The sequence below is a fragment of the Geopseudomonas aromaticivorans genome, assembly GCF_019097855.1.
GTDB classification, from domain to species: domain Bacteria; phylum Pseudomonadota; class Gammaproteobacteria; order Pseudomonadales; family Pseudomonadaceae; genus Geopseudomonas; species Geopseudomonas aromaticivorans.
Window position 1 is genome coordinate 116,589 of sequence record NZ_JAHRGL010000010.1, and the last position, 21,039, is coordinate 137,627.

The 21,039-nt window shown below is 69.8% G+C and carries 22 protein-coding genes; 10 read left to right on the forward strand and 12 right to left on the reverse strand.

Annotation, left to right across the window (positions count from 1 at the left end; translation table 11 throughout):
• Window positions 1-108: 108 nt before the first annotated feature.
• Entirely contained in the window at window positions 109-1,188 is a 1,080-nt protein-coding gene (arsB, locus tag KRX52_RS03545) for an ACR3 family arsenite efflux transporter (protein ID WP_217679782.1), read from the forward strand.
• 26 nt (window positions 1,189-1,214) lie between these two features.
• Here the strand turns inward: arsB and KRX52_RS03550 are convergent, their stop codons facing one another.
• Window positions 1,215-1,694 carry a 2-thiouracil desulfurase family protein gene (locus KRX52_RS03550; protein ID WP_217679783.1) on the reverse strand — a complete coding sequence of 160 codons (480 nt, stop codon included), beginning with the start codon at window positions 1,692-1,694 and terminating at the stop codon, window positions 1,215-1,217.
• Between the two features lie 172 nt (window positions 1,695-1,866).
• Between KRX52_RS03550 and KRX52_RS03555 the strand changes: the two genes are divergently transcribed.
• Complete coding sequence (locus KRX52_RS03555; RefSeq protein WP_217679784.1) at window positions 1,867-2,049, forward strand: hypothetical protein; 183 nt, start codon at window positions 1,867-1,869, stop codon at window positions 2,047-2,049.
• A 214-nt stretch (window positions 2,050-2,263) separates the two neighbouring features.
• On the forward strand, window positions 2,264-3,298 hold the full coding sequence (locus KRX52_RS03560) for an RNA methyltransferase (RefSeq protein ID WP_217679785.1): 1,035 nt from the start codon (window positions 2,264-2,266) through the stop codon (window positions 3,296-3,298).
• Here the strand turns inward: KRX52_RS03560 and KRX52_RS03565 are convergent.
• Window positions 3,267-3,992 (reverse strand): DUF2780 domain-containing protein, encoded by a 726-nt coding sequence (locus KRX52_RS03565; protein WP_217679786.1) that lies wholly within the window; start codon window positions 3,990-3,992, stop codon window positions 3,267-3,269. The two genes, KRX52_RS03560 and KRX52_RS03565, sit on opposite strands and share 32 nt — an antisense overlap.
• A gap of 184 nt (window positions 3,993-4,176) precedes the next feature.
• Here KRX52_RS03565 and KRX52_RS03570 point away from each other — a divergent pair, with 184 nt between their 5' ends.
• Window positions 4,177-4,749, forward strand: a complete 573-nt coding sequence (locus KRX52_RS03570; protein ID WP_217679787.1) for a xanthine phosphoribosyltransferase — start codon at window positions 4,177-4,179, stop codon at window positions 4,747-4,749.
• Window positions 4,750-4,772: 23 nt separating this feature from the next.
• On the opposite strand, the gene KRX52_RS03575 is transcribed toward KRX52_RS03570, so the two are convergent.
• From KRX52_RS03575 to KRX52_RS03595, 5 genes are all read right to left on the reverse strand, one after another.
• Window positions 4,773-5,249, reverse strand: coding sequence for a hypothetical protein (locus tag KRX52_RS03575; RefSeq protein WP_217679788.1), 477 nt, complete (start codon window positions 5,247-5,249; stop codon window positions 4,773-4,775).
• 44 nt (window positions 5,250-5,293) lie between these two features.
• Window positions 5,294-7,072, reverse strand: coding sequence for a PHA/PHB synthase family protein (locus tag KRX52_RS03580; RefSeq protein ID WP_254797364.1), 1,779 nt, complete (start codon window positions 7,070-7,072; stop codon window positions 5,294-5,296).
• A 224-nt stretch (window positions 7,073-7,296) separates the two neighbouring features.
• On the reverse strand, window positions 7,297-7,716 hold the full coding sequence (locus tag KRX52_RS03585) for a c-type cytochrome (RefSeq protein WP_217679789.1): 420 nt from the start codon (window positions 7,714-7,716) through the stop codon (window positions 7,297-7,299).
• 140 nt (window positions 7,717-7,856) lie between these two features.
• Window positions 7,857-8,405 (reverse strand): cupin domain-containing protein, encoded by a 549-nt coding sequence (locus tag KRX52_RS03590; protein WP_217679790.1) that lies wholly within the window; start codon window positions 8,403-8,405, stop codon window positions 7,857-7,859.
• Between the two features lie 128 nt (window positions 8,406-8,533).
• On the reverse strand, window positions 8,534-8,887 hold the full coding sequence (locus KRX52_RS03595) for a RidA family protein (protein WP_217679791.1): 354 nt from the start codon (window positions 8,885-8,887) through the stop codon (window positions 8,534-8,536).
• Between the two features lie 140 nt (window positions 8,888-9,027).
• Here KRX52_RS03595 and KRX52_RS03600 point away from each other — a divergent pair, with 140 nt between their 5' ends.
• A complete protein-coding gene (locus KRX52_RS03600) occupies window positions 9,028-9,516 on the forward strand; it encodes an Lrp/AsnC ligand binding domain-containing protein (RefSeq protein ID WP_217679792.1) in 489 nt (162 codons plus the stop codon).
• A 52-nt stretch (window positions 9,517-9,568) separates the two neighbouring features.
• Window positions 9,569-10,873: an NAD(P)/FAD-dependent oxidoreductase gene (locus KRX52_RS03605; protein ID WP_217679793.1), complete on the forward strand. Its 1,305-nt coding sequence runs from the start codon at window positions 9,569-9,571 to the stop codon at window positions 10,871-10,873.
• A 127-nt stretch (window positions 10,874-11,000) separates the two neighbouring features.
• Here KRX52_RS03605 and KRX52_RS03610 read toward each other — a convergent pair whose 3' ends face one another.
• Window positions 11,001-12,146 carry an MFS transporter gene (locus tag KRX52_RS03610; protein WP_217679849.1) on the reverse strand — a complete coding sequence of 382 codons (1,146 nt, stop codon included), beginning with the start codon at window positions 12,144-12,146 and terminating at the stop codon, window positions 11,001-11,003.
• Window positions 12,147-12,252: 106 nt separating this feature from the next.
• Complete coding sequence (locus tag KRX52_RS03615; protein ID WP_217679794.1) at window positions 12,253-13,746, reverse strand: aldehyde dehydrogenase; 1,494 nt, start codon at window positions 13,744-13,746, stop codon at window positions 12,253-12,255.
• Between the two features lie 189 nt (window positions 13,747-13,935).
• Here KRX52_RS03615 and aptA point away from each other — a divergent pair, with 189 nt between their 5' ends.
• Window positions 13,936-15,270, forward strand: a complete 1,335-nt coding sequence (gene aptA, locus KRX52_RS03620) for an omega-aminotransferase AptA (protein WP_217679795.1) — start codon at window positions 13,936-13,938, stop codon at window positions 15,268-15,270.
• A gap of 82 nt (window positions 15,271-15,352) precedes the next feature.
• On the opposite strand, the gene rpmG is transcribed toward aptA, so the two are convergent.
• The 3 genes from rpmG to radC all read right to left on the reverse strand — a co-directional run bounded on the left by rpmG (window position 15,353) and on the right by radC (window position 16,649).
• The gene (rpmG, locus tag KRX52_RS03625) at window positions 15,353-15,508 is read right to left on the reverse strand and encodes a 50S ribosomal protein L33 (protein ID WP_217679796.1); all 156 of its coding nucleotides are present in this window, start codon (window positions 15,506-15,508) and stop codon (window positions 15,353-15,355) included.
• A gap of 11 nt (window positions 15,509-15,519) precedes the next feature.
• The gene (gene rpmB, locus KRX52_RS03630) at window positions 15,520-15,756 is read right to left on the reverse strand and encodes a 50S ribosomal protein L28 (protein ID WP_217679797.1); all 237 of its coding nucleotides are present in this window, start codon (window positions 15,754-15,756) and stop codon (window positions 15,520-15,522) included.
• 218 nt (window positions 15,757-15,974) lie between these two features.
• On the reverse strand, window positions 15,975-16,649 hold the full coding sequence (gene radC / locus KRX52_RS03635) for a RadC family protein (protein WP_217679798.1): 675 nt from the start codon (window positions 16,647-16,649) through the stop codon (window positions 15,975-15,977).
• Between the two features lie 197 nt (window positions 16,650-16,846).
• Here radC and coaBC point away from each other — a divergent pair, with 197 nt between their 5' ends.
• The 3 genes from coaBC to KRX52_RS03650 all read left to right on the forward strand — a co-directional run bounded on the left by coaBC (window position 16,847) and on the right by KRX52_RS03650 (window position 21,025).
• On the forward strand, window positions 16,847-18,055 hold the full coding sequence (gene coaBC, locus KRX52_RS03640; protein ID WP_217679799.1) for a bifunctional phosphopantothenoylcysteine decarboxylase/phosphopantothenate--cysteine ligase CoaBC: 1,209 nt from the start codon (window positions 16,847-16,849) through the stop codon (window positions 18,053-18,055).
• A 7-nt stretch (window positions 18,056-18,062) separates the two neighbouring features.
• Entirely contained in the window at window positions 18,063-18,518 is a 456-nt protein-coding gene (gene dut / locus KRX52_RS03645) for a dUTP diphosphatase (RefSeq protein WP_217679800.1), read from the forward strand.
• Between the two features lie 1,115 nt (window positions 18,519-19,633).
• Complete coding sequence (locus KRX52_RS03650; RefSeq protein WP_217679850.1) at window positions 19,634-21,025, forward strand: phosphomannomutase/phosphoglucomutase; 1,392 nt, start codon at window positions 19,634-19,636, stop codon at window positions 21,023-21,025.
• Window positions 21,026-21,039: the final 14 nt, after the last annotated feature.

The window sequence follows — 21,039 nt, forward strand, 5'->3', positions numbered from 1 at the left end:
TTATCGCCTGGCGACCGGCGTAGCGTCCGTCGCGGACGGCTCGGCATCTCATCATCGGCGCCCGCCGCCTCCGCGCGAGCTGGCCGCGAGTAAGGAAGGTAAGCCCCGATGTCCAATCACTGTGAAGTGGCGGCCAGGCAGGCCGCCGGCGCCCCGCTCGGTTTCTTCGAGCGCTACCTGACCCTCTGGGTGTTCCTGTGCATCGTCGCCGGTACCCTGCTCGGCCTCTATGCCCCGGCGGTGGCCCACGGCATCGGCGCGCTGGAGGTGGCCCAGGTCAATCTGCCGGTCGGCGTGCTGATCTGGGTGATGATCATCCCCATGCTGATGAAGATCGACTTCGCCGCCCTGCACGAGGTGCGCGAGCAGAAGGCCGGCATGGGAGTCACCCTGTTCGTCAACTGGGCGGTCAAGCCGTTCTCGATGGCGCTGATCGGCTGGCTGTTCATCAAGGTCGTGTTCGTCGACTGGTTGCCGGCCGGCGAACTGGACAGCTACATGGCCGGGCTGATCCTGCTCGGCGCGGCGCCCTGCACGGCGATGGTCTTCGTGTGGAGCAACCTGTGCAACGGCAACGCCAACTTCACCCTGACCCAGGTGGCGCTCAACGACCTGGTGATGGTGTTCGCCTTCGCGCCGATCGTCGCCCTGCTGCTCGGCGTGTCGTCGATCCCGGTGCCTTGGGACACCCTGCTGCTGTCGGTGGTGATGTACATCGTCATCCCGCTGGCCATCGCCCAGTTCTTCCGCGCGCAGCTGCGCAGGCGCGGCGAGGCGGCCTTCCAGGCGGCGCTGGCGAAGATCTCGCCGTACTCCATCGTCGCCCTGCTGGCCACCCTGGTGCTGCTGTTCTCCTTCCAGGGCGAGGCGATCGTCGCGCAGCCGCTGGTCATCGGCCTGCTGGCGGTACCGATCCTGCTGCAGACCCTGTTCATCGCCGCGCTCGGCTACGGGCTGTGCCGCCGTTTCAAGGTCCGCCATGACATCGCTGGCCCCGCCACCATGATCGGTGCGTCGAACTTCTTCGAGCTGGCGGTCGCGGTGGCCATCGTGCTGTACGGCTTCGACTCGGGCGCGGCGCTGGCCACGGTGGTCGGCGTGCTGATCGAAGTGCCGGTGATGCTCTGGCTGGTGCGCAGCATCAATCGCAGCCGTGACTGGTACAACCGCGCCTTGCCGCGCAGCTGAGGGCGCAGGGCATGCGGGGGTGGCGCTCAGTCGGCCAGCGCCTGCGCCGCCTCCGCCAGCTGCTCTTCGTTGAACACCCGCACGCCGGCGCGGCGCAGCAAGGCGGCGGTGACCCCCTCGCCCGGCACCCGGCGGCCGCTGAAGCTGCCGTCGTAGTTTTCCAGGTTGCCGCAGGAGGGGCTGCGCGCCTTGAGTACGGCGACGCGAATGCCATGCTGGCGCACCAGCGCCAGGGCGGCCTGCGCCCCGGCCAGGAAGGCGGTGCCGACGTCCTCGCCGTCGACCGTGCGCACCGCCAGCAGGCCGTCCAGCACCGCGCCGCCCTGGCCGCCTTGAATTTCCGCCGGCGGCCGCGGCGTCGACAGGCCACCGGCCACCTCCGGGCAGAGCGCCACCACCCGCCCTTCGGCCTGCCACTGCAGCAGGCGCGGGATCGGGCCATGGGCCGCGCCGTCGTAACGCACCGCGTGACCGAGCAGGCAGCGGCTGACCAGGATCTTGTCCATCGGCACCTCGTGGCGTGGGCAAAGCGAGGGGCACAGTGTAGCCAGAGCGGCGCGCGCGACGGAATGCCACGGGCAGCTCATCTGCCGGCCGCCTGCCGGCGCTTGGCGGCAGTCTTGATGGCGGACTACCATCGTGTCTCCTGTTCCTTCAATGCTTCTCAGGGCTCTGCTGATGAAAGTCGAAATTGAAGAGGTGGTGGGCAAGACGGACTGGGTGGTCAGGCTGGACACCTGTGCGGTGAACTTCAGGACGCAGGATGAGGCGAAGGCATTTGCCGAGCGGCTGCAAGCTCGACTGGATGCCCCTCACCCGCTGCCGACCAGCTGCCGCGAGGTGCTGTCCGAGCTGTCCTGAGCCGAGCGCAGCACACCCGAGGCCGCCACTTTCGGCGGCCTTTTGATGCCTGCCGCTGCAAGCAGGCAACCCCGGCGGTTGCCGCCCCGCCCCGCACGGCCCTAGGCGCGGCAGAGCTCTCCCCACCCCCGAGGTGCGGCCAACGGCTCCCCCTCGAGCCGCCGGCCAGAACCACCTGCCCTCTCCCGCGGCCTGGTGATAGGATGCGCGCCCTATGCGTATCCACGACCTGCAACAACGTCTCGCCGCCTGCGGCGCCCAGTCCTGCCACAGCGGGCGCATCCTGCGTGCCTGGCTGCAGGGCCGGGCGCTGGACAGCGGACCGCGCAACCGGCCCGCCGAGGACTATTTCCCGCTTTCGGTACGCGCGGCGCTGCCGGCACTGGCCGCGGAGGTCGCCGGCCTGGCGCGTCTGCGCTCCGAGCACCCGGCCGCCGACGGTTCGGCGCGCCTGCTGGTCGAACTGGCCGACGGGCAGATGGTCGAGAGCGTGCTGCTGCCGCGCGATGGACTGTGCGTGTCGAGCCAGGTCGGCTGCGCAGTGGGCTGCGTGTTCTGCATGACCGGCAAGAGCGGCCTGCTGCGCCAGCTCGGCAGCGCCGAGATCGTCGCCCAGGTCGCCCTCGCCCGGCGCTTCCGTGCGGTAAAGAAGGTGGTGTTCATGGGCATGGGCGAGCCGGCGCACAACCTCGACAACGTGCTGGAGGCCATCCACCTGCTCGGCACCGACGGCGGCATCGGCCACAAGAACCTGGTGTTCTCCACCGTCGGCGACCGGCGCGTGTTCGAGCGTCTGCCGCTGGAGCGGGTCAAGCCGGCGCTGGCGCTGTCGCTGCACACCACCCGCGCCGATCTGCGCCGCGAACTGCTGCCGCGCGCGCCCCAGCTCGACCCGGAGGAACTGGTCGAGCTGGGCGAGGCCTACGCGCGCACGGTCGGCTATCCGATCCAGTACCAGTGGACGCTGCTCAAGGACATCAACGACAGCGTCGAGGAAATGGACGCCATCCTGCGCCTGTTCAAGGGCAAGTACGCGGTGCTCAACCTGATCCCCTACAACAGCCTGGAAGACGACGACTTCCAGCGTCCCGACGGCGAACGCATCGTGCAGATGGTGCGCTACCTGCACAGCCGCGGCGTGCTGACCAAGGTGCGCAACAGCGCCGGCCAGGACATCGACGGCGGCTGCGGCCAGCTGCGCGCGCGGGCCGAGGTGATCAGAGCCCGGCGCCAGCCACCGGCGCGCTGAGACCCGACACCGGCGCCGGCATCAGCGCACCGGGCACGCCCCAGATGCCGCCGAGGCTCTGCAGCAGCGTGCCGGCCACGCCCTGGCTGCCGAGGAACTGCAGCAGGATCGGCGCGAACTGGCCGACCAGGCCGGCTCCCATGCCCAGCGCCGAGAACGCCTGGTTGACGTCCTCCAGGCTGTCGACCGGACCTGCCGATGCGCCGCCCTGCGGCGCCGGGCTGGCGGAGCCGCCGAGCAAGCCGCTCAAGGCGCTCAAGCGACCCAGCACACCGCTGACGCCATTGCCCGCGCTGGCAGCGCTGCCAGCATTGCTACCCAGGAGTTCCAGGCCCGGCACGGCGCCGGCCAGCTGCGCATACTGATCGCCCGCCAGGCGATTCTGCGCCAGGCCGAGCAAGGCTCCAACGCCACCCACCGCCTGCTGCGGGCTCACTTGCAGGGCCTGCAGCGAATCGAGCAGGGCCAGGGTCTGCGGATTGACCAGGCTGCCGAGGGCGGCGCTGCCGGGCGGAGCAGCAGGCCCGGCGACCGGGGCGGTCTGAGCAGCGGAAGATGCCGCCGGGACGACCTGGATGGCGGGCGCGCTCGGCGCCGGGATGGCCTGGGCGGCATCCCCCGCAGTGACCGCGAAGGCCGGGACACTCGCCGCGAGCAGCAGGGCGGACAGGCTGAGAGAGTGAAGCACGTGCATGGGCGAACCTCGAAGAAAAGGGATGCGGCTTGTCTATGACCACACGGCGCGCACAAGTGCTGAGTGAGCGGGCGATAAACCGGCGAACGGCACCCTGATCGCACACGGCCGCCAACCTGCGCGGCACCACCCGCGTGCCCTACACTGAACTGCGAACAACGTCCGAGCGGAGCGGCCAGGCACCATGGAGCAACTGAAACAGCAGATCCGCGCGCACGGCATCGTACTCTCCGAGCAGGTGCTCAAGGTGGATGCCTTCCTCAACCACAAGGTCGACCCGCTGCTGATGCAGCAGATCGGCGCGGAACTCGCCCGGCGCTTTCGCGACCAGGGCATCAGCAAGGTGCTGACCATCGAGGCCTCGGGCATCGCGCCGGCGCTGATGACCGCGCTGGCGCTGGGCGTGCCGATGCTGTTCGCGCGCAAGCAGCGCTCGCTGACGCTGACCGACCAGCTGCTGACCGCGCGGGTGTACTCCTTCACCAAGCAGGTGGAGAGCACCATCGCCATCGCCACCCAGCACCTCGCCGCCGACGACCGGGTGCTGATCGTCGACGACTTCCTCGCCCATGGCCAGGCCGCGCTGGGGCTGGTTTCCATCGCCCAGCAGGCCGGTGCCAGCATCGCCGGCATCGGCATCGTGATCGAGAAGGCGTTCCAGCCCGGCCGCGCGGAGCTGGAGAGGCTCGGCTACCGGGTCGAATCCCTGGCGCGAGTCGCTTCGCTGAGCGGGGGCCAGGTCCACTTTGTCGAGTGAGCCGGCCCCGCGCGTCGCGACGATCAGCGCGCCCGGCGCGGCGACGACTTGCGGCTGGCGCTACCCCGCGCCTGCGGGGCCAGCAGGTGGAGGTAGTCCTGCAGGTAATCCTGCAGGGTGGTGCTGATCGGCATGGCGCCGGTGCTTTCCTTGAGGGCCACGGCGCTGTCCTGCTGCCAGCCCGACACCGCCTCCTGCACCGCCGCGCTGAAGGCGCTCTGGTTGTTGAGGGTGGTTTCCGCCAGCTGCTGGACCGCCCCGCACTGTAGCTGCAGGGCCTTCCAGCCCAGATCGCTGGCGACAAAGCCCAGCGAGCTCCAGTCGCGGGCGTCGAGCATGCGAGTGGACGCGCTCTCCAGCTCGGCGGCGCAGGCGTCGACCGCGCGGTTGCCCGCCTCGCTCCAGCGCAGGCTGTTTTCCCGCAGCAGGTCGCAGAGACGGAAGTAGAACTGCAGATTGACCTTGTACTGGGTCAGCGAGGATTGCGCATCGAGGTACATGACGACCTCCTACAGAGGGCAGCGGATGGGGAGGAAAGCCGAAGCTACTTTTGCCGCACGTACTCGCCCGGCGCGTCGGCGACGACCGGGTAACCCTGCTCGGGCGCACCGGTGGCGGGCGCGGCAACCGGCGTCGAGGAGCGCGCCTGCAGCCAGGCGAGCCATTCCAGCCACCACGAGTCTTCATGGCGCGGGGCGCTGGCGAGCCAGGCATCGGGGGCGACGTAATTGCCGCCGACCGGCCGCTGCAGCACCTGGTAATGCCGCCGCGGCCGGCCCGGCTCGCTGACGATGCCGGCGTTGTGGCCGCCGCTGGTCAGCACGAAGGTGATCTCGGTGGGGCTCAGGTAGTGCAGTTTGAACACCGAGCGCCACGGCGCCACGTGGTCCTGGGTGGTGGCGACACAGAACACTGGGGTGTCGATGTCGCTCAGCGACACCGGCCGGCCACCCACCGGGTAGCGACCCTCGCTGAGGTCGTCGTTGAGGAACAGGCGACGCAGGTACTGGCTGTGCATGCGCGCAGGCATCCGCGTGGCATCGGCGTTCCACGCCATCAGATCGATCATCTCGGCGCGCTCGCCCATCAGGTATTCGCCGACCATGCGCGACCACAGCAGATCGCTGGAGCGCAGCAGCTGGAAGGCGCCGACCATCTGCCCGGCGGTGAGGTAGCCGGTTTCGTGCATCTGCGCTTCGAGCAGGCTGACTTCGCTCTCGTCGATGAACAGCGCCAGCTCGCCCGGCTCGGTGAAGTCGGTTTGGGCGGTGAGCAGGGAGATAGACGCCAGGCGCTCGTCGTTGTCGCGGGCCATCGCGGCCGCGGCGATGGCCAGCAGGGTACCGCCCAGGCAGTAGCCGGTGGCGTGCACCTTGCGATCGGGAACGATGGCATTGATCGCGTCGAGGGCGGCGAAGAAGCCGAGCTGCAGGTACTCGTCCATGCCGAGGTCGCCGTCCTCGGCCCCCGGGTTCTTCCAGGACAGGCAGAACACCGTGTGGCCCTGGTCGACCAGGTATTTGACCAGCGAGTTGTGCGGCGACAGGTCGAGGATGTAGTACTTCATGATCCATGCCGGCACGATCAGGATCGGTTCCGGATGCACGGTGGCGGTGGTCGGGGTGTACTGGATCAGTTCGATCAGGCGGTTCTTCAGCACCACCTTGCCTGGGGTCGCGGCGACGTCGCGGCCGACCACGAAGTTCTCGGTGCCGGCCGGTGGATGGCCGGCGGCCAGGCGCTCGGCATCTTCGAGCGCGTGGATCATGCCGCGCACCAGGTTGGCGCCGCCGGTGGCGGCGGTGCGCTGCAGCACCAGCGGATTGCTCACCAGGTAGTTGCCGGGGGAGAACATGTCGAGCAGCTGGCGGGCCGCGAAGGCCACCACTTCCTCGTGGTGGCGCGAGACGCCGCGCACGCCGTGGGTCGCCACCTGCCACCATTCCTGGCTGAGCAGGAACGACTGGTGCATCAGGCTGAACGGCCACTGGTGCCATTCCTTGGCCGCGAAGCGCCGGTCGCGCCGTGGCGGCTCGACGCACTCGTGCGCCGGACAGTCGGGCGAGGCGCTGGCGACTTCACGGACATACTCGAGCAGGCGGCGGGTCTGCTCCAGGCCGAGGTTCAGCAGCTCCAGCTGCTTGCCGGGCGAGCCGGCGAGATGACCGGACCAGTCCATCATGGCCAGCAGCAGGCTGATGGGCGATACCGAGCTGTTGGCGCGGGCGATCGCCGCGTGGACCTTGAGATCGAGAGGATTACCGGCGACACGGGGAACCGAGACGGCCGGGGGAGTCATAGGCTGCAGGGCACTGATGTTCATCTACCGCTCCTCGCTGGGCTCGCAGGAAATCCGCGCAGCGCGCAGGTCGGCAAGCCGGGGGAGCCAAGTGCGCAGCGGGCGGAGGGCGCGCGAAGCAGGCCGCATCGGGGCTGCCATCGCTGGCCGGATAGATCAGAGCCTAGCACTAAATCAGGGTAGTTGTGTGCACTGCACAAGCACAAAAAAACCGCCTTGAGCGGCGGTTTTTTTGCGATGCGGCAGAATTACAGGCCGGACATCTTGTGGATCGCGCCCTTCAGCTCGTCGTCGGAGCAATCCGCGCAGGTGCCCTTCGGCGGCATGGCGTTACGACCAGCGATGGCCGACTTCAGCAGCGCATCGAAACCGCCGCGCTCGCCAGCACGGGCTTTCCAGTCGGCGGCGTCGCCGATCTTCGGCGCACCCAGCACGCCGCTGCTGTGGCAGGCGCCGCAGTGCTTGGCGATGACGTCATCGGCGCTGCGCGCGCCGCCGGCAGCGGCAGCCACGGCACCCACGCCCTTGCACTCCTGGCCGGCGATGCAGACTTCGCCTACCGGCTTGAGACGCTCGGCGATGTTGTCATCGCTATCGGCCTGGGCACCAACCGCCCACAGGGCCAGCACGGCAGCCTGGGCTGCCAGGAATTTCTTGATCAGGTTCACCCTTACACCCTCTTTCGTGGCTAGTCACGCCCGGGGCGATGGACCACGCGGGCGCCGCAGTATAACGGCAAAGCCGAGCCGGCCGAAACAAGCCCGATGGTCGCAAGGGCTTGACAGCGGTGCGGACGAACGCCGCCCGTTCAGAACGTGGCCGGGGTGGTGGCACTGATCAGCCGCGCCGGCTGCTCGAACGGATTGCGGAAGCGGTGCGGCTGGTCGCTGCGGAAGTAGTAGCTGTCCCCCGTGTCGAGGATGAACACCGCCTCGCCGACGGTCAGCTCGAGGCGCCCCTCGACCAGCATGCCGGCCTCCTCGCCCTCGTGGCTGAGCATTTCCCGGCCGGTGTCGGCGCCCGGCGGATAGGTTTCGTCGAGGAACGCCAGGGTGCGGTTGGGGAAGGCCCGGCCGACCAGTTTCATGGCCACCGCGCCGCCGCCGATGTCGATCAGCTCGTCGGACTTGTAGACCACCTGAGCCTGGTCGTCGTGCGCCATGTCCATGGAGAAGAACTCCACCAGCGACATGGGGATGCCGCCCAGCACCTTCTTCAGCGAGCTGATCGAGGGGCTGACGCTGTTCTTCTCGATCATCGAAATGGTGCTGTTGGTCACTCCCGCCCGCTTGGCCAGCTCGCGCTGGGACAGACCCTTGAGTTTGCGGATGGCGTACAGACGGGCTCCGACGTCCAAGGCTGGCGTCCTCCTCGATCGTTCAGGCTGATGGGGTTGTTGCGTATAGCATGGCAACGCCGTGCAGTATTTTCAACAAAGCCGCCGACAGGGCGCGGCGCAGCGCCGGCCTGCCGGGGCAGCCACGCTCACGGCAGCGCAGCGATCACCATCATCTCCACGCGCACCTCCGGCGCGTACAGGCGGGCCTCCACCGTGGCGCGCGCCGGCGACGCGCCGGGAGCGACCCAGGCGTCCCAAACCTCGTTCATGGCGGCGAAATCGGTGGCGATATCGCGCAGGTAGATGGTGGTCGACAGGATGCGGGTCTTGTCGGTACCGGCCTCGGCCAGCAGGCGGTCGATGTTGGCCAGGGTTTCGCGGGTCTGCTGGCGGATATCGCCGGACAGGTCGTCGGCCAGCTGCCCGCCGAGGTGGACGGTGCCGTTGTGGATGACGATCTCGCTGTAGCGCGGCTCGCTGTGCAGGCGGCGGATGGCCATGGGGGAGTCTCCTGGTGGTGGCCCCGGCGAGTGCGACCGGGACGGGCATGGGAAGCGCTGCGGCAGTGGCTTTCACTGGCGGCGAGGCGCTATTTTGCGACAAATCGCAGAGCAAATGCGCCTCGGGAGGGGCATTCCCCATGAGCAGTCCGCACAAATCCCGCCGCGACCTGGACCGCATCGATCGCAACATCCTGCGCATCCTGCAGGAGGAGGGGCGGATCTCCTTCACCGAACTGGGCGAGCGGGTCGGCCTGTCGACCACCCCCTGCACCGAGCGGGTGCGCCGCCTGGAGCGCGACGGGGTGATCCTCGGCTACCACGCGCGGCTCGATCCGCCGCAGCTGCGCGCCGGCCTGCTGGTGTTCGTCGAGCTGAGCCTGGACTACAAGTCCGGCGACACCTTCGAGGAGTTCCGCCGCGCGGTGCTGCGCCTGCCGCAGGTGCTGGAATGCCACCTGGTGTCCGGCGACTTCGACTACCTGGTCAAGGCGCGCATCTCGGAAATGGCCTCCTACCGCAAGCTGCTCGGCGACATCCTGCTCAAGCTGCCGCACGTGCGCGAGTCGAAGAGCTACATCGTCATGGAAGAGGTCAAGGAGAGCCTGGCGCTGCCGATTGCCGACTGATTGGCGGCAACTGGCCTATCCTCGTCGGAAATCCCGGAGGTTTCGCGACAACATGTCCCGCATCCCGACCCACACCGACCAGCACGCACCGTCCTGGTACGCCGCCAGCGCCAACCGGGCGCTGGCGTTTCCCGCGCTGGACGGCGAGATCGGCGTGGATGTGTGCATCGTCGGCGGCGGCTACACCGGACTGAACTGCGCCATCGAACTGGCCCGCCGCGGCTACGCGGTGGCGCTGCTGGAGGCGCGGCAGATCGGCTGGGGCGCCAGCGGGCGCAACGGTGGCCAGCTGATCCGCGGCGTCGGCCACGGCGTCGAGCGCTTCCTGCCACTGCTCGGCGAAGACGGCGTGCGCCGCCTCAAGCTGTACGGCCTGGAGGCGGTGGAGCTGGTGCGTCGGCGCATCGCGGAGTTCGCCATCGACTGCGACCTGCGCTGGGGCTACTGCGACCTGGCCAATCGCCCGCAGCATCTGGAGGACTTCGCCCGCGCCCGCGACGAGCTGCTGGCGCTCGGCTACCGCCACGAGCTGCGCCTGCTGCAGCCTGAACAGATGCCCGAGGTGGTCGGTTCCGACCGCTACTGCGGCGGGCTGATCGACATGGGTTCCGGCCACCTGCACCCGCTCAACCTGGCCCTCGGCGAGGCGGCGGCGGCCGTCGGTCTGGGCGCCCGACTGTTCGAGCGCTCGGCGGCGACGCGCATCGACTACGGCGCGCAGATCCTGGTGCACACCGCCCGTGGCCGGGTGCGCGCCGAGCGGCTGATCCTCGCCGGCAACGCCTACCTCGCCGGCCTGCAGCCGCAGCTGGCCGGCAAGGTGCTGCCGGCCGGCAGCTACATCATCGCCACCGAGCCGCTGGGCGAGGCACGCGCGCGGCAACTGATCCCCCGGGACATGGCGCTGTGCGACCAGCGCGTGGCGCTCGACTACTTCCGCCTGTCGCGCGACCGCCGCCTGCTGTTCGGCGGTGCCTGCCACTACTCCGGGCGCGATCCGGCGGACATCGCCGCCTACATGCGGGCGAAGATGCTCAAGGTGTTTCCGCAACTGCGCGAGGCGCGCATCGACTACGCCTGGGGCGGCATGATCGGCATCGGCGCCAACCGCCTGCCGCAGCTCGGCCGCCTGCCGGAGCAGCCCAACGTTTTCTACGCCCAGGCCTACTCCGGCCACGGCCTCAACGCCAGCCACCTGGCGGCGCAGCTGCTGGCCATGGCCATCCACGGCGAAGACAGCAGCGGCTTCGAGCTGTTCGCCAAGGTGCCGCACCCGACCTTCCTCGGCGGCCCGCGGCTGCGCGCGCCGCTGCTGGCGCTGGGCATGCTCTGGGAGCAAATCAAAGAGCGGCTGTAGGCACCTCGTTGCCCGGCCCCGCTTGCTCGCAAGGATTGGTGCGCATGGCGCACCCTACGACGGGAGGGGTGCCGAACGGTAAGGTGCGCCGCGCGTACCACGCAGGCGCCTGTCGGGCCAGCCCGTCCTACTGCGAATCGCCGCGCAGCTCGAAGGCACCGCGCCGCGCGGCCAGGGCGAGGAACAGCGCCGCGCCCCCCGCCAGCAACAGCGGCAGGCCGTGGCCGCTCAGCCACTGGCTGGCGGCGCCGGTGGACAGCGGGCCGAGCAGGCAGCCGGTGCCCCACAGCAGGGCGATGTGGGCGTTGGCACGCACCAGCGCGTCGTCGCGATAGCGCGCGCCGACCAGCACCAGCGCCAGGGTGTAGAGGCCGCCGGCGCTGGCGCCGAGCAGCGGCAGCAGCAGCCAGACCAGCGGCGAATGCAGCGCCAGCGGCAGTCCCAGGCTGGCGCCCAACAGCACCAGGCCGCAGGCGCGCAGCAGCGCGGCGCGCGGCAGGCGGTCGGCGAGCAGGCCGAGCGGCAGCTGCAGCACGGCGTTGCCCAGCACCACCGCGCCGAGCATGCGCAGCGCGCTGGCCTGCTCGATGCCCTCGCGCAGCAGGTAGACCGGCAGCAGGGTCAGCACCAGCACGTCGAAGGCGGCGAACAGCACCACCGCCCAGGCGATCGCCGGCTGGCCGCGGCAGAAGACCAGCAGCCCGCCGCCGGCCAGGCTGTGGCGACCGACCTGCGGTGCGCCGTCGCGACCGAGCAACGGCAGGATGCCGACCACCAGCAGCGCCGCCGCCAGCCAGAAGCCCTGGTCGCCGGCGCTGCCCAGCACGCTGAGCAGCAGCGGCCCGCACAGCTGGCTGAGGGCGAAGCCGGTGCCGTACAGTGCCACCAACCGGCCGCGCCACTGTTCGGGGGCCAGCTGGTTGATCCAGCTTTCGCCGAGGACGAACACCACGGTCAGCGAGATGCCGAGCAGCAGGCGCAGCAGCAGCCACAGCCCGTAGTCCGGCCACAGCGCCAGGGCGGCGACCGACCCGGCACTGAGCAGCAGGCTCAGTTGCAGGCTGCGCGGCGTGCCGCACAGCCCCGCCAGCCAGCCGCTCAGGCGCGCGCCGAGCAGCACACCGACGGCCGGCATCGCCGCCATCACGCCGATGGCGAACGGGCCGTAGCCCCAGCCGTCCAGGCGCAACGACACCAGCGGCAGGCTGAGGCCGAGCGCCAGCCCGACCAGCACCACCGCCCCGGTCACCGCCAAGTAGGTTGCCCAACGCACCATCGTTCTCCTGGTCTTCCGGCGCTGCCGGGCGGCACAAAACAGTGCGGCCGGGCCCCGATGACGGGAGCCCGGCCGCAGATCCGCAGCGACCCGCGCGGGCCGCTTACAGCTTGATCCAGGTCGCCTTCAGCTCGGTGTACTTGTCGAAGGCATGCAGCGACTTGTCGCGGCCGTTGCCGGACTGCTTGAAGCCGCCGAACGGCGCGGTCATGTCGCCGCCGTCGTACTGGTTGATCCACACGCTGCCGGCGCGCAGCGCCTTGGCGGTGAGGTGGGCCTTGGACAGGCTGGCGGTCCAGATCGCCGCGGCCAGGCCGTAGGGGGTGTCGTTGGCGATGCGCACCGCCTCCTCCGCCGAGTCGAAGGCGATCACCGACAGCACCGGGCCGAAGATTTCCTCGCGGGCGATCTTCATCGCGTTGCTGACGCCGTCGAACACCGTCGGCGCGACGAACACTCCGCCGGTTTCCGCCAGCACCCGGCCGCCGCCGCAGCGCAGCTGGGCGCCCTCGGCGTGGCCGGCGGCGATGTAGTCGAGCACGGTACCGAGCTGCTGCTCGTCGACCAGCGCGCCGACGTTGGTCGCCGGGTCCAGCGGATGGCCGGGCTGCCAGCGTTGCACCTCCTCCAGCAGCAGGGTGACGAACTCATCCTTGATCGCGGCCTCGACCAGCAGGCGCGAGCCGGCGGTGCACACCTCGCCCTGGTTGAAACAGATCGCCCCGGCGGCGGCACGCGCCGCGGCGCGCAGGTCCGGCGCGTCGGCGAAGACGATGTTCGGGCTCTTGCCGCCGGCCTCCAGCCACACGCGCTTGAGGTTCGATTCGCCGGCGTAGATCATCAGCTGCTTGGCGGTGCGCGTGGAGCCGGTGAACACCAGGGTGTCGACCTCCATGTGCAGCGCCAGCGCCTTGCCCACCGTGTGGCCGTAGCCGGGCAGCACGTTGAACACGCCCGGCGGGATGCCGGCCTCGACCGCCAGCCGGGCGATGCGCAGGGCGGTCAGCGGCGACTTCTCCGACGGCTTGAGCACCACCGAGTTGCCGGCGGCCAGCGCCGGGCCGAGCTTCCAGCAGGCCATCAGCAGTGGGAAGTTCCACGGCACGATGGCGGCGACCACGCCGACCGGCTCGCGGGTGACCAGGCCGAGCTGGTCGTGCGGGGTCGGCGCCACCTCGTCGTAGAGCTTGTCGATCGCCTCGGCGCACCAGCGCAGGCAGCGCACCGCGGCCGGCAGGTCGACCTTCAGCGCATCGTTGATCGGCTTGCCCATGTCAAGAGTTTCCAGCAGCGCCAGCTCCTCGTCGTGGGCCTCGAGCAGGCCGGCGAAGCGCTGCATGATCGCCTTGCGCTTGGCCGGCGCCAGCCGCGACCACACCCCGGACTCGAAGGCGGCGCGCGCATCGGCCACCGCCCGCTCGGCGTCGGCGGCGTCGCAGCTGGCCACCTGCGCCAGCAGACGGCCGTCGATCGGGCTGCGGCAGTCGAACGTCGCCCCGGAGACGGCCGCGGCGTACTCGCCATGGATAAAGGCGCGACTCTCGATCTTCAGGATGCTGGCGCGGTGTTCCCACTCGGTACGGCTAGGCGTGCTCATGAGGTGCTCCGGGGCTGTTGTTTTGAGCATCATGGCTGCAGCGGGAAAACCTGCGCAAGCCGGGGCCGGCGAAATTGCAGGCGAAACAGCTCAGGATTCTTGACGAATCGATGCGCGAGACGCCCTAGCGTTCACTATCCTGCACACATCGCCCAGCCACCACGCCCTTTTGCGCAGGAAGACCACGCCATGAGCGAGCCAAGCCAGCCGCACGCTGCCAATCCGCGCCTCGATGACTACTGGATGCCCTTCACCGCCAATCGCCAGTTCAAGGCCAACCCGCGCTTGCTGGAAAGCGCCGAGGGCATGTACTACCGCAGTGTCGACGGCCGGCAGATCCTCGACGGCTGCGCCGGGCTGTGGTGCTGCAACGCCGGCCACGGCCGCCGCGAGATCAGCGAGGCAGTGGCGCGCCAGGTCGCCACGCTGGACTACGCGCCGAGCTTCCAGATGGGCCACCCGCTGCCGTTCGCGCTGGCCGAGCGCCTCGCCGCCATCGCCCCGCCGGGGCTGAACAAGCTGTTCTTCACCAACTCAGGCTCGGAGTCGGCGGACACCGCGCTGAAGATCGCCCTCGCCTACCAGCGCGCCATCGGCCAGGGCACCCGCACCCGGCTGATCGGCCGCGAACTGGGCTACCACGGCGTCGGCTTCGGCGGCCTGTCGGTGGGCGGCATGCTCGGCAACCGCCGGGCGTTCTCCGCCAACCTGCTGCCGGGGGTCGACCACCTGCCGCACACTCTGGATATCGAGCGCAACGCCTTCAGCCGCGGCCTGCCGGCCTTCGGCGCGGAACAGGCCGACGCGCTGGAACGGCTGGTCGCCCTGCACGGCGCGGAGAACATCGCCGCGGTGATGGTCGAGCCGATGAGCGGCTCGGCCGGGGTGATCCTGCCGCCGGTGGGCTACCTGCAGCGGCTGCGCGAGATCACCCGCCGGCACGGCATCCTGCTGATCTTCGACGAGGTGATCACCGGCTTCGGGCGCGTCGGCGAGGCCTTCGCTTCGCAGCGCTGGGGGGTGGTACCGGACATCCTCACCAGCGCCAAGGGGCTGACCAACGGCGCGGTGCCGATGGGTGCGGTGTTCGTCCACCAGTACATCTTCGACGCCTTCATGCAGGGCCCGGACGGCATCGAGCTGTTCCACGGCTACACCTACTCGGGGCACCCGCTGGCCTGCGCCGCCGCCCTTGCCGCGTTGGACATCTACCAGAAAGAGGAGCTGTTCCAGCGCGCTGTCGCGCTGGAGGACTACTGGTGCGCCGCCCTGCTCGGCCTGCGCGACCTGCCGCACGTGGTCGACATCCGCTGCGTCGGCCTGGTCGGCGCCGTGCAGCTCGCCGCCGATCCGGCCGGCGCCGGCCGCCGCGGCCAGCGGGTGTTCGAGCAGTGCTTCCGGGACGGCGCGCTGGTGCGCTGCACCGGCGATACCCTGGCGCTGTCGCCGCCGCTGATCATCGAGCGGGAGCAGATCGACCGGCTGCTGGAGATCCTCGCCGGCGCCCTGCGCCAGCTCGCCTGAGCCGCAGCGGCAAAACGCAGAAAACGCAGGCAAGAAAAAACCCGCCACGAGGGGCGGGTTTCTTCTTCAAGGGCCGGATCAATTACTTGATCTTGCCTTCCTTGTAGATCACGTGCTTGCGGACGACCGGATCGTACTTCTTGATCTCGATCTTACCGGGGGTAGTGCGCTTGTTCTTGTCGGTGGTGTAGAAGTGGCCGGTACCGGCGCTGGACACCAAACGGATCAGATCACGCATGATTGTGCTCCTTAAACTTTTTCGCCGCGGGTGCGGATTTCAGCCAGCACGGCGTCGATGCCGCGCTTGTCGATGACGCGCATGCCCTTGGCCGATACGCGCAGACGCACGAAGCGCTTCTCGGACTCGACCCAGAAACGATGGTGCTGCAGGTTCGGCAGGAAACGACGACGGGTTTTGTTGTTCGCGTGGGAAATTTTGTTCCCGGTAACCGGACCCTTACCGGTCACTTGACAGACTCTCGACATACCTCAGCCCTCTTAACCACATGCCCAACCCGGCATGGGTTGGCCGCTTGAATCGGTGTGAATTTTACTTTCTATCGGGGTCTTACCGACTGTGCCATCGGGCTGAAAAGCCGGGCCCCAGAAAAGAGCGCAGTTTTATAGCAGAAAGCCGCGGCGCTCGCAAGGCACACGCCGCGGAGCCGACCACCGGCCGGGAAGAACACAGACCGCGTAGTGTGTCAGATCCAGCCGTATTCGGCGAGCGACACCGGCTCGCCGTCGCCGACCACGAAATGATCGAGCACCCGTACCTCGACCAGCGCCAGCGCCTCCTTGAGCTTCTGGGTCAGCTGGCGGTCGGCCTGGCTCGGCTCGGCCACCCCCGAGGGATGGTTGTGGGTGAGGATCACCGCGGCGGCATTGTGGGCCAGTGCGCGCTTGACCACCTGGCGCGGATAGACGCTGGCGCCGTCGATGGAACCGTGGAACAGCACCTCGAAGGCCAGCACGCGGTGGCGGGTGTCGAGGAACAGGCAGGCGAACACCTCGTGCGGCTCGTGGCGCAGGCGCGCCTTGAGGTAATCGCGCACCGCCTGCGGGCTTTCCAGCGCCGAGTCGCGCTGGATCCGCGCGGCCAGGTGGCGGCGACCCATCTCCAGCACCGCCTGCAGCTGGGCGTACTTGGCCGGCCCCAGGCCCAGATGGGCGCTGAAGCCGTGCAGATCGGCCTCCAGCAACTGGCGCAGGCCGCCGAACGCGGCCAGCAGATGGCGCGCCAGATCCACCGCGCTGCGCCCGGCCACCCCGGTGCGCAGGAAGATCGCCAGCAGCTCGGCATCGCTCAAGGTCGCCGCCCCGTGGGCCAGCAGTTTTTCCCGCGGCCGTTCCTGCACCGGCCAGTCCCGAATGCTCATCGCTCATCTCCCTGCGTGATGGTCGCGCGCCGTCCTGGCGCACCCGCGCATTTCACCCTGCAGGCCGCGTCCCACGCTGCCTGCACGAGTGGCGCTGTGCTATCTTAGCCGACCTGTTTCGAAGCCGGCAGCGCCTGTTGTGACCCCGTTCGCGCTGCCGTGCATTCCACCCCGTCCACAGAATAAAAGGCTGGTCCATGCAGCGGCTGCAGCGTAAACGCATCGTCCTGGGTATCGGCGGCGGCATCGCCGCCTACAAGAGCGCCGAGCTGGTCCGCCGCCTGCGCGACCAGGGCGCCGAGGTGCGCGTGGTGATGACCCGCGCGGCCCGCGAATTCATCACCCCGCTGACCCTGCAGGCGCTGTCCGGCCACCCGGTGTTCCACGACCTGCTCGACCCCGCCGCCGAGGCGGCCATGGGCCACATCGAGCTGGCCCGCTGGGCCGACCTGGTGCTGATCGCCCCGGCCACCGCCGACCTGCTGGCGCGCCTGGCCCAGGGCGTCGCCGACGACCTGCTGACCACCCTGGTACTGGCCACCGACGCGCCGGTGGCGCTGGCCCCGGCGATGAACCAGGCGATGTGGCGCGATCCGGCCACCCAGGCCAACGCCGAGCTGCTCGCCGCGCGCGGCCTGCGCCTGTTCGGCCCCGCTGCCGGCAGCCAGGCCTGCGGCGACGTCGGCCCCGGACGCATGCTGGAAGCCGACGAGCTGGCGCAGCGCGCCGCCGACTGCTTCGAGCGCGGCCTGCTGACCGGCTGTCGGGTGCTGATCACCGCCGGACCGACCCAGGAATCCATCGACCCGGTGCGCTACATCACCAACCACAGCTCGGGCAAGATGGGCTTCGCCCTCGCCGAGGCCGCCGCCGAGGCCGGCGCCGTGGTGACCCTGGTCAGCGGCCCGGTACACCTGCCGACCCCGCAGCGCGTCACGCGGGTCAACGTGGTCAGCGCCCGCGACATGCTGGCCGCCTGCGAGGCGGCGATGCCCTGCGACCTGCTGATCGCCGCCGCCGCGGTGGCCGACTACCGCCCCGAGGTCATCGCCACACAGAAGATGAAGAAGGACCCGGGCAGCGACGACGGCCTGCAGCTGCGCATGGTGCGCAACCCGGACATCCTCGCCACCCTCGCCGCCCGTGCCGACCGGCCGTTCAGCGTCGGCTTCGCCGCCGAGACCGAGAAACTGCTCGACTACGCGGCGCGCAAGCTCAGGGACAAGAACCTCGACCTGATCGTCGCCAACGACGTGGCCAATCCCGGCATCGGCTTCAACAGCGAGGACAACGCGATCACCATCATCGATCGCCAGCTCACGCAGAACAGTTTCGCCCAGACCAGCAAGGGCAAGATCGCCCGCCAGCTGATCGCCTTCATCGCCGCACGACTCCACCAGAGCTGATCGTTACATGCACGCACTGCAAGCCAAGATTATCGACCCGCGCCTCGGCCGCGACTTCCCGCTGCCGGAATACGCCACCCCCGGCTCTGCCGGCCTCGACCTGCGCGCCATGCTGCAGCAGGAACTGACCCTCGAGCCCGGCCAGACCGTGCTGATCCCCACCGGCCTGGCCATCCACGTCGCCGACCCGGGCCTGGCCGCGCTGATCCTGCCCCGCTCGGGCCTGGGCCACAAACACGGCATCGTCCTCGGCAACCTGGTCGGTCTGATCGACTCCGACTACCAGGGCGAGCTGATGGTGTCCTGCTGGAACCGCGGGCAGAGCGCCTTCACCATCGCCGTCGGCGAGCGCCTCGCCCAGCTGGTGCTGGTGCCGGTGGTGCAGGCGCGCTTCGAGCTGGTCGAGCAGTTCGACGACAGCCTGCGCGGTGCCGGTGGCTTCGGCCACAGCGGCCAGCACTGACCGCCCCCATGCCCCGCGCGAACCCGCCTGGCGCCCTGCGCGCCCGCCTGCTGCCCATCGCCGCCGGCAGCCTGCTCGGCCTGCTGGCCGGCGGCGCGCTGCTGCAGCACGCTCAGCAGCAGAGCAGCGCGGAGCACCGCCAGCAGCTGGCCGAGGCGTGGGTCGCCGGTCCGCTCGGGGCGCTGCAGCAGAGCCTGCAGCAGTTGGCGCAGGACACCCGCGACATCGCCGGGCAGCCCGAGCTGCACGCCGCCCTGGCCGGCGATGCCGCCAGCCGCAGCCAGGCGGCCGCCCGCCTGCTCGGCTACCGCAGCGACCTGCTCGACGCGCAGCTGAACCGCCGCGGCGGCGCGCAGCTCGACGAAACGCGCAGCGCACCGCTGAATTTCGCCGCCCTCGACCTGCTGCGCCGTGCCGAACAGGGGATCGCACCGCCCCCCGAGGCCTACCGCATCGGCGCACGCTGGCTGCTGTACAGCGCCGCCGCCGTGCTCGACGCCGACGGCCAGGTGCGCGGCACCCTGCTGCTGGTCAGCGACCTGCAGCGCCTGCTCGACCGCCTGCCGCCGCTGCCCGCCGCGGTGGGCGAGCTGCAGCTGCTGCAGCAGTTCCCCGCCAGCCCGGCGCAGCTGCTGCTGCAGCGCGGCCAGGGCGACGGCCCGCTGCGCACCTGGCCCAGCGCGCATCCCAACTGGCAACTCGGCCTGCGTCCCGGCGTCGCCCTGCAACCGGCCACGCCGGCGCCGTGGACCGGCCTGCTGGCCGGCCTGCTGGTGCTGGCCGGCGCCCTCGGCGGCGCCGCCCTGTACCGGCAGGCCGAACGGCAACGCCAGCGGCATGATCGCGAGGCGCTGGAAAGCTATACCCGGCGCCTGGGCATCAGCCCGCAGGCACCGGCGCCGCAGCTGCTCGAGGACGAATACCGCGACCTCGCCGACCTGCTGGCCAGACTGCCGCCGAGCGAACCGCGCGGCGTTGCCGCAGTCTCAGTAGCGGGCGCCCCGAACAATCTCGCGCCCGCCACAGCGCCGACCCCGGCCACGGCGGACGTTTTCGACCTGTTTGATCCCGAACCGGCCCTGCCGGCTCAACCCAGCATGGAGCAACACTCCCAGATGAACACCACCAATGCCCCGCATCTGCCGGCCAGCATCTTCCGCGCCTACGACATCCGCGGCGTGGTTGGCGACAGCCTGACCAGCGAAACCGCCTACTGGATCGGCCGCACCATCGGCTCGGAAAGCCTCGCCTGCGGCGAACCCGGCGTGGTGGTCGGCCGCGACGGCCGCCTGTCCGGCCCGGAGCTGGCCGCAGCGCTGATCCGCGGCCTGCGCGAGAGCGGCTGCAACGTCACCGACATCGGCATGGTGCCGACCCCGGTGCTGTACTTCGCCACCCACGTGCTCGGCGCCAGCAGCGGCGTGATGGTCACCGGCAGCCACAACCCGCCGGACTACAACGGCTTCAAGATCGTCATCGCCGGCCACACCCTGGCCAACGAGCGCATCCAGGCCCTGCACCAGCGTCTGGAGAGCAACGATCTGGCCAGCGGCAACGGCAGCCTGACCCAGGTCGAGGTGCTCGAGCAGTACCACCAGCGCATCGCCGACGACGTGGTGCTGGCCCGTCCGCTCAAGGTGGTGGTCGACTGCGGCAACGGCGTGGCCGGGGTCAACGCCCCGCAGCTGATCGAGGCGCTCGGCTGCGAGGTGATCCCGCTGTTCTGCGACGTCGACGGCACCTTCCCCAACCACCACCCGGATCCGGGCAAGCCGGAGAACCTCAAGGACCTGATCGCCAAGGTCGCCGAGACCGGCGCCGATCTGGGCCTGGCCTTCGACGGCGACGGCGACCGCGTCGGCGTGGTGACCAACGCCGGCGAGATGATCTATCCCGACCGCCTGCTGATGCTGTTCGCCCGCGACGTGCTGAGCCGCAACCCCGGCGCCGACGTGATCTTCGACGTCAAGTGCACCCGCGGTCTGGCCGGCCTGATCAGCGGCTACGGCGGTCGTCCGCTGATGTGGAAGACCGGCCACTCGCTGATCAAGGCGAAGATGAAGGAAACCGGCGCCCTGCTGGCCGGCGAGATGAGCGGGCACATCTTCTTCAAGGAGCGCTGGTACGGCTTCGACGACGGCATCTACAGCGCCGTGCGCCTGCTGGAAATCCTCAGCCTGGAGAAGCGCAGCGCCGCCGAGGTGTTCGCCGACTTCCCGGTCGCCCTGTCCACCCCGGAAATCAACATCAAGGTCACCGACGAGCGCAAGTTCGCCCTGATCGAGGCCCTGCAGCGCGACGCCCAGTGGGGCGACGCCAACCTGTTCACCCTCGACGGCGTGCGCGTCGACTACCCCCACGGCTGGGGCCTGGTGCGCGCCTCCAACACCACCCCGGTGCTGGTGCTGCGCTTCGAGGCCGACGACGCCGCCGAACTCGCACGGATCCAGCAGGTCTTCCACGCCCAGCTCAAGGCCGTGGCCCCTGACCTGGAACTGCCTTTCTGATGCCACTGGAGCCC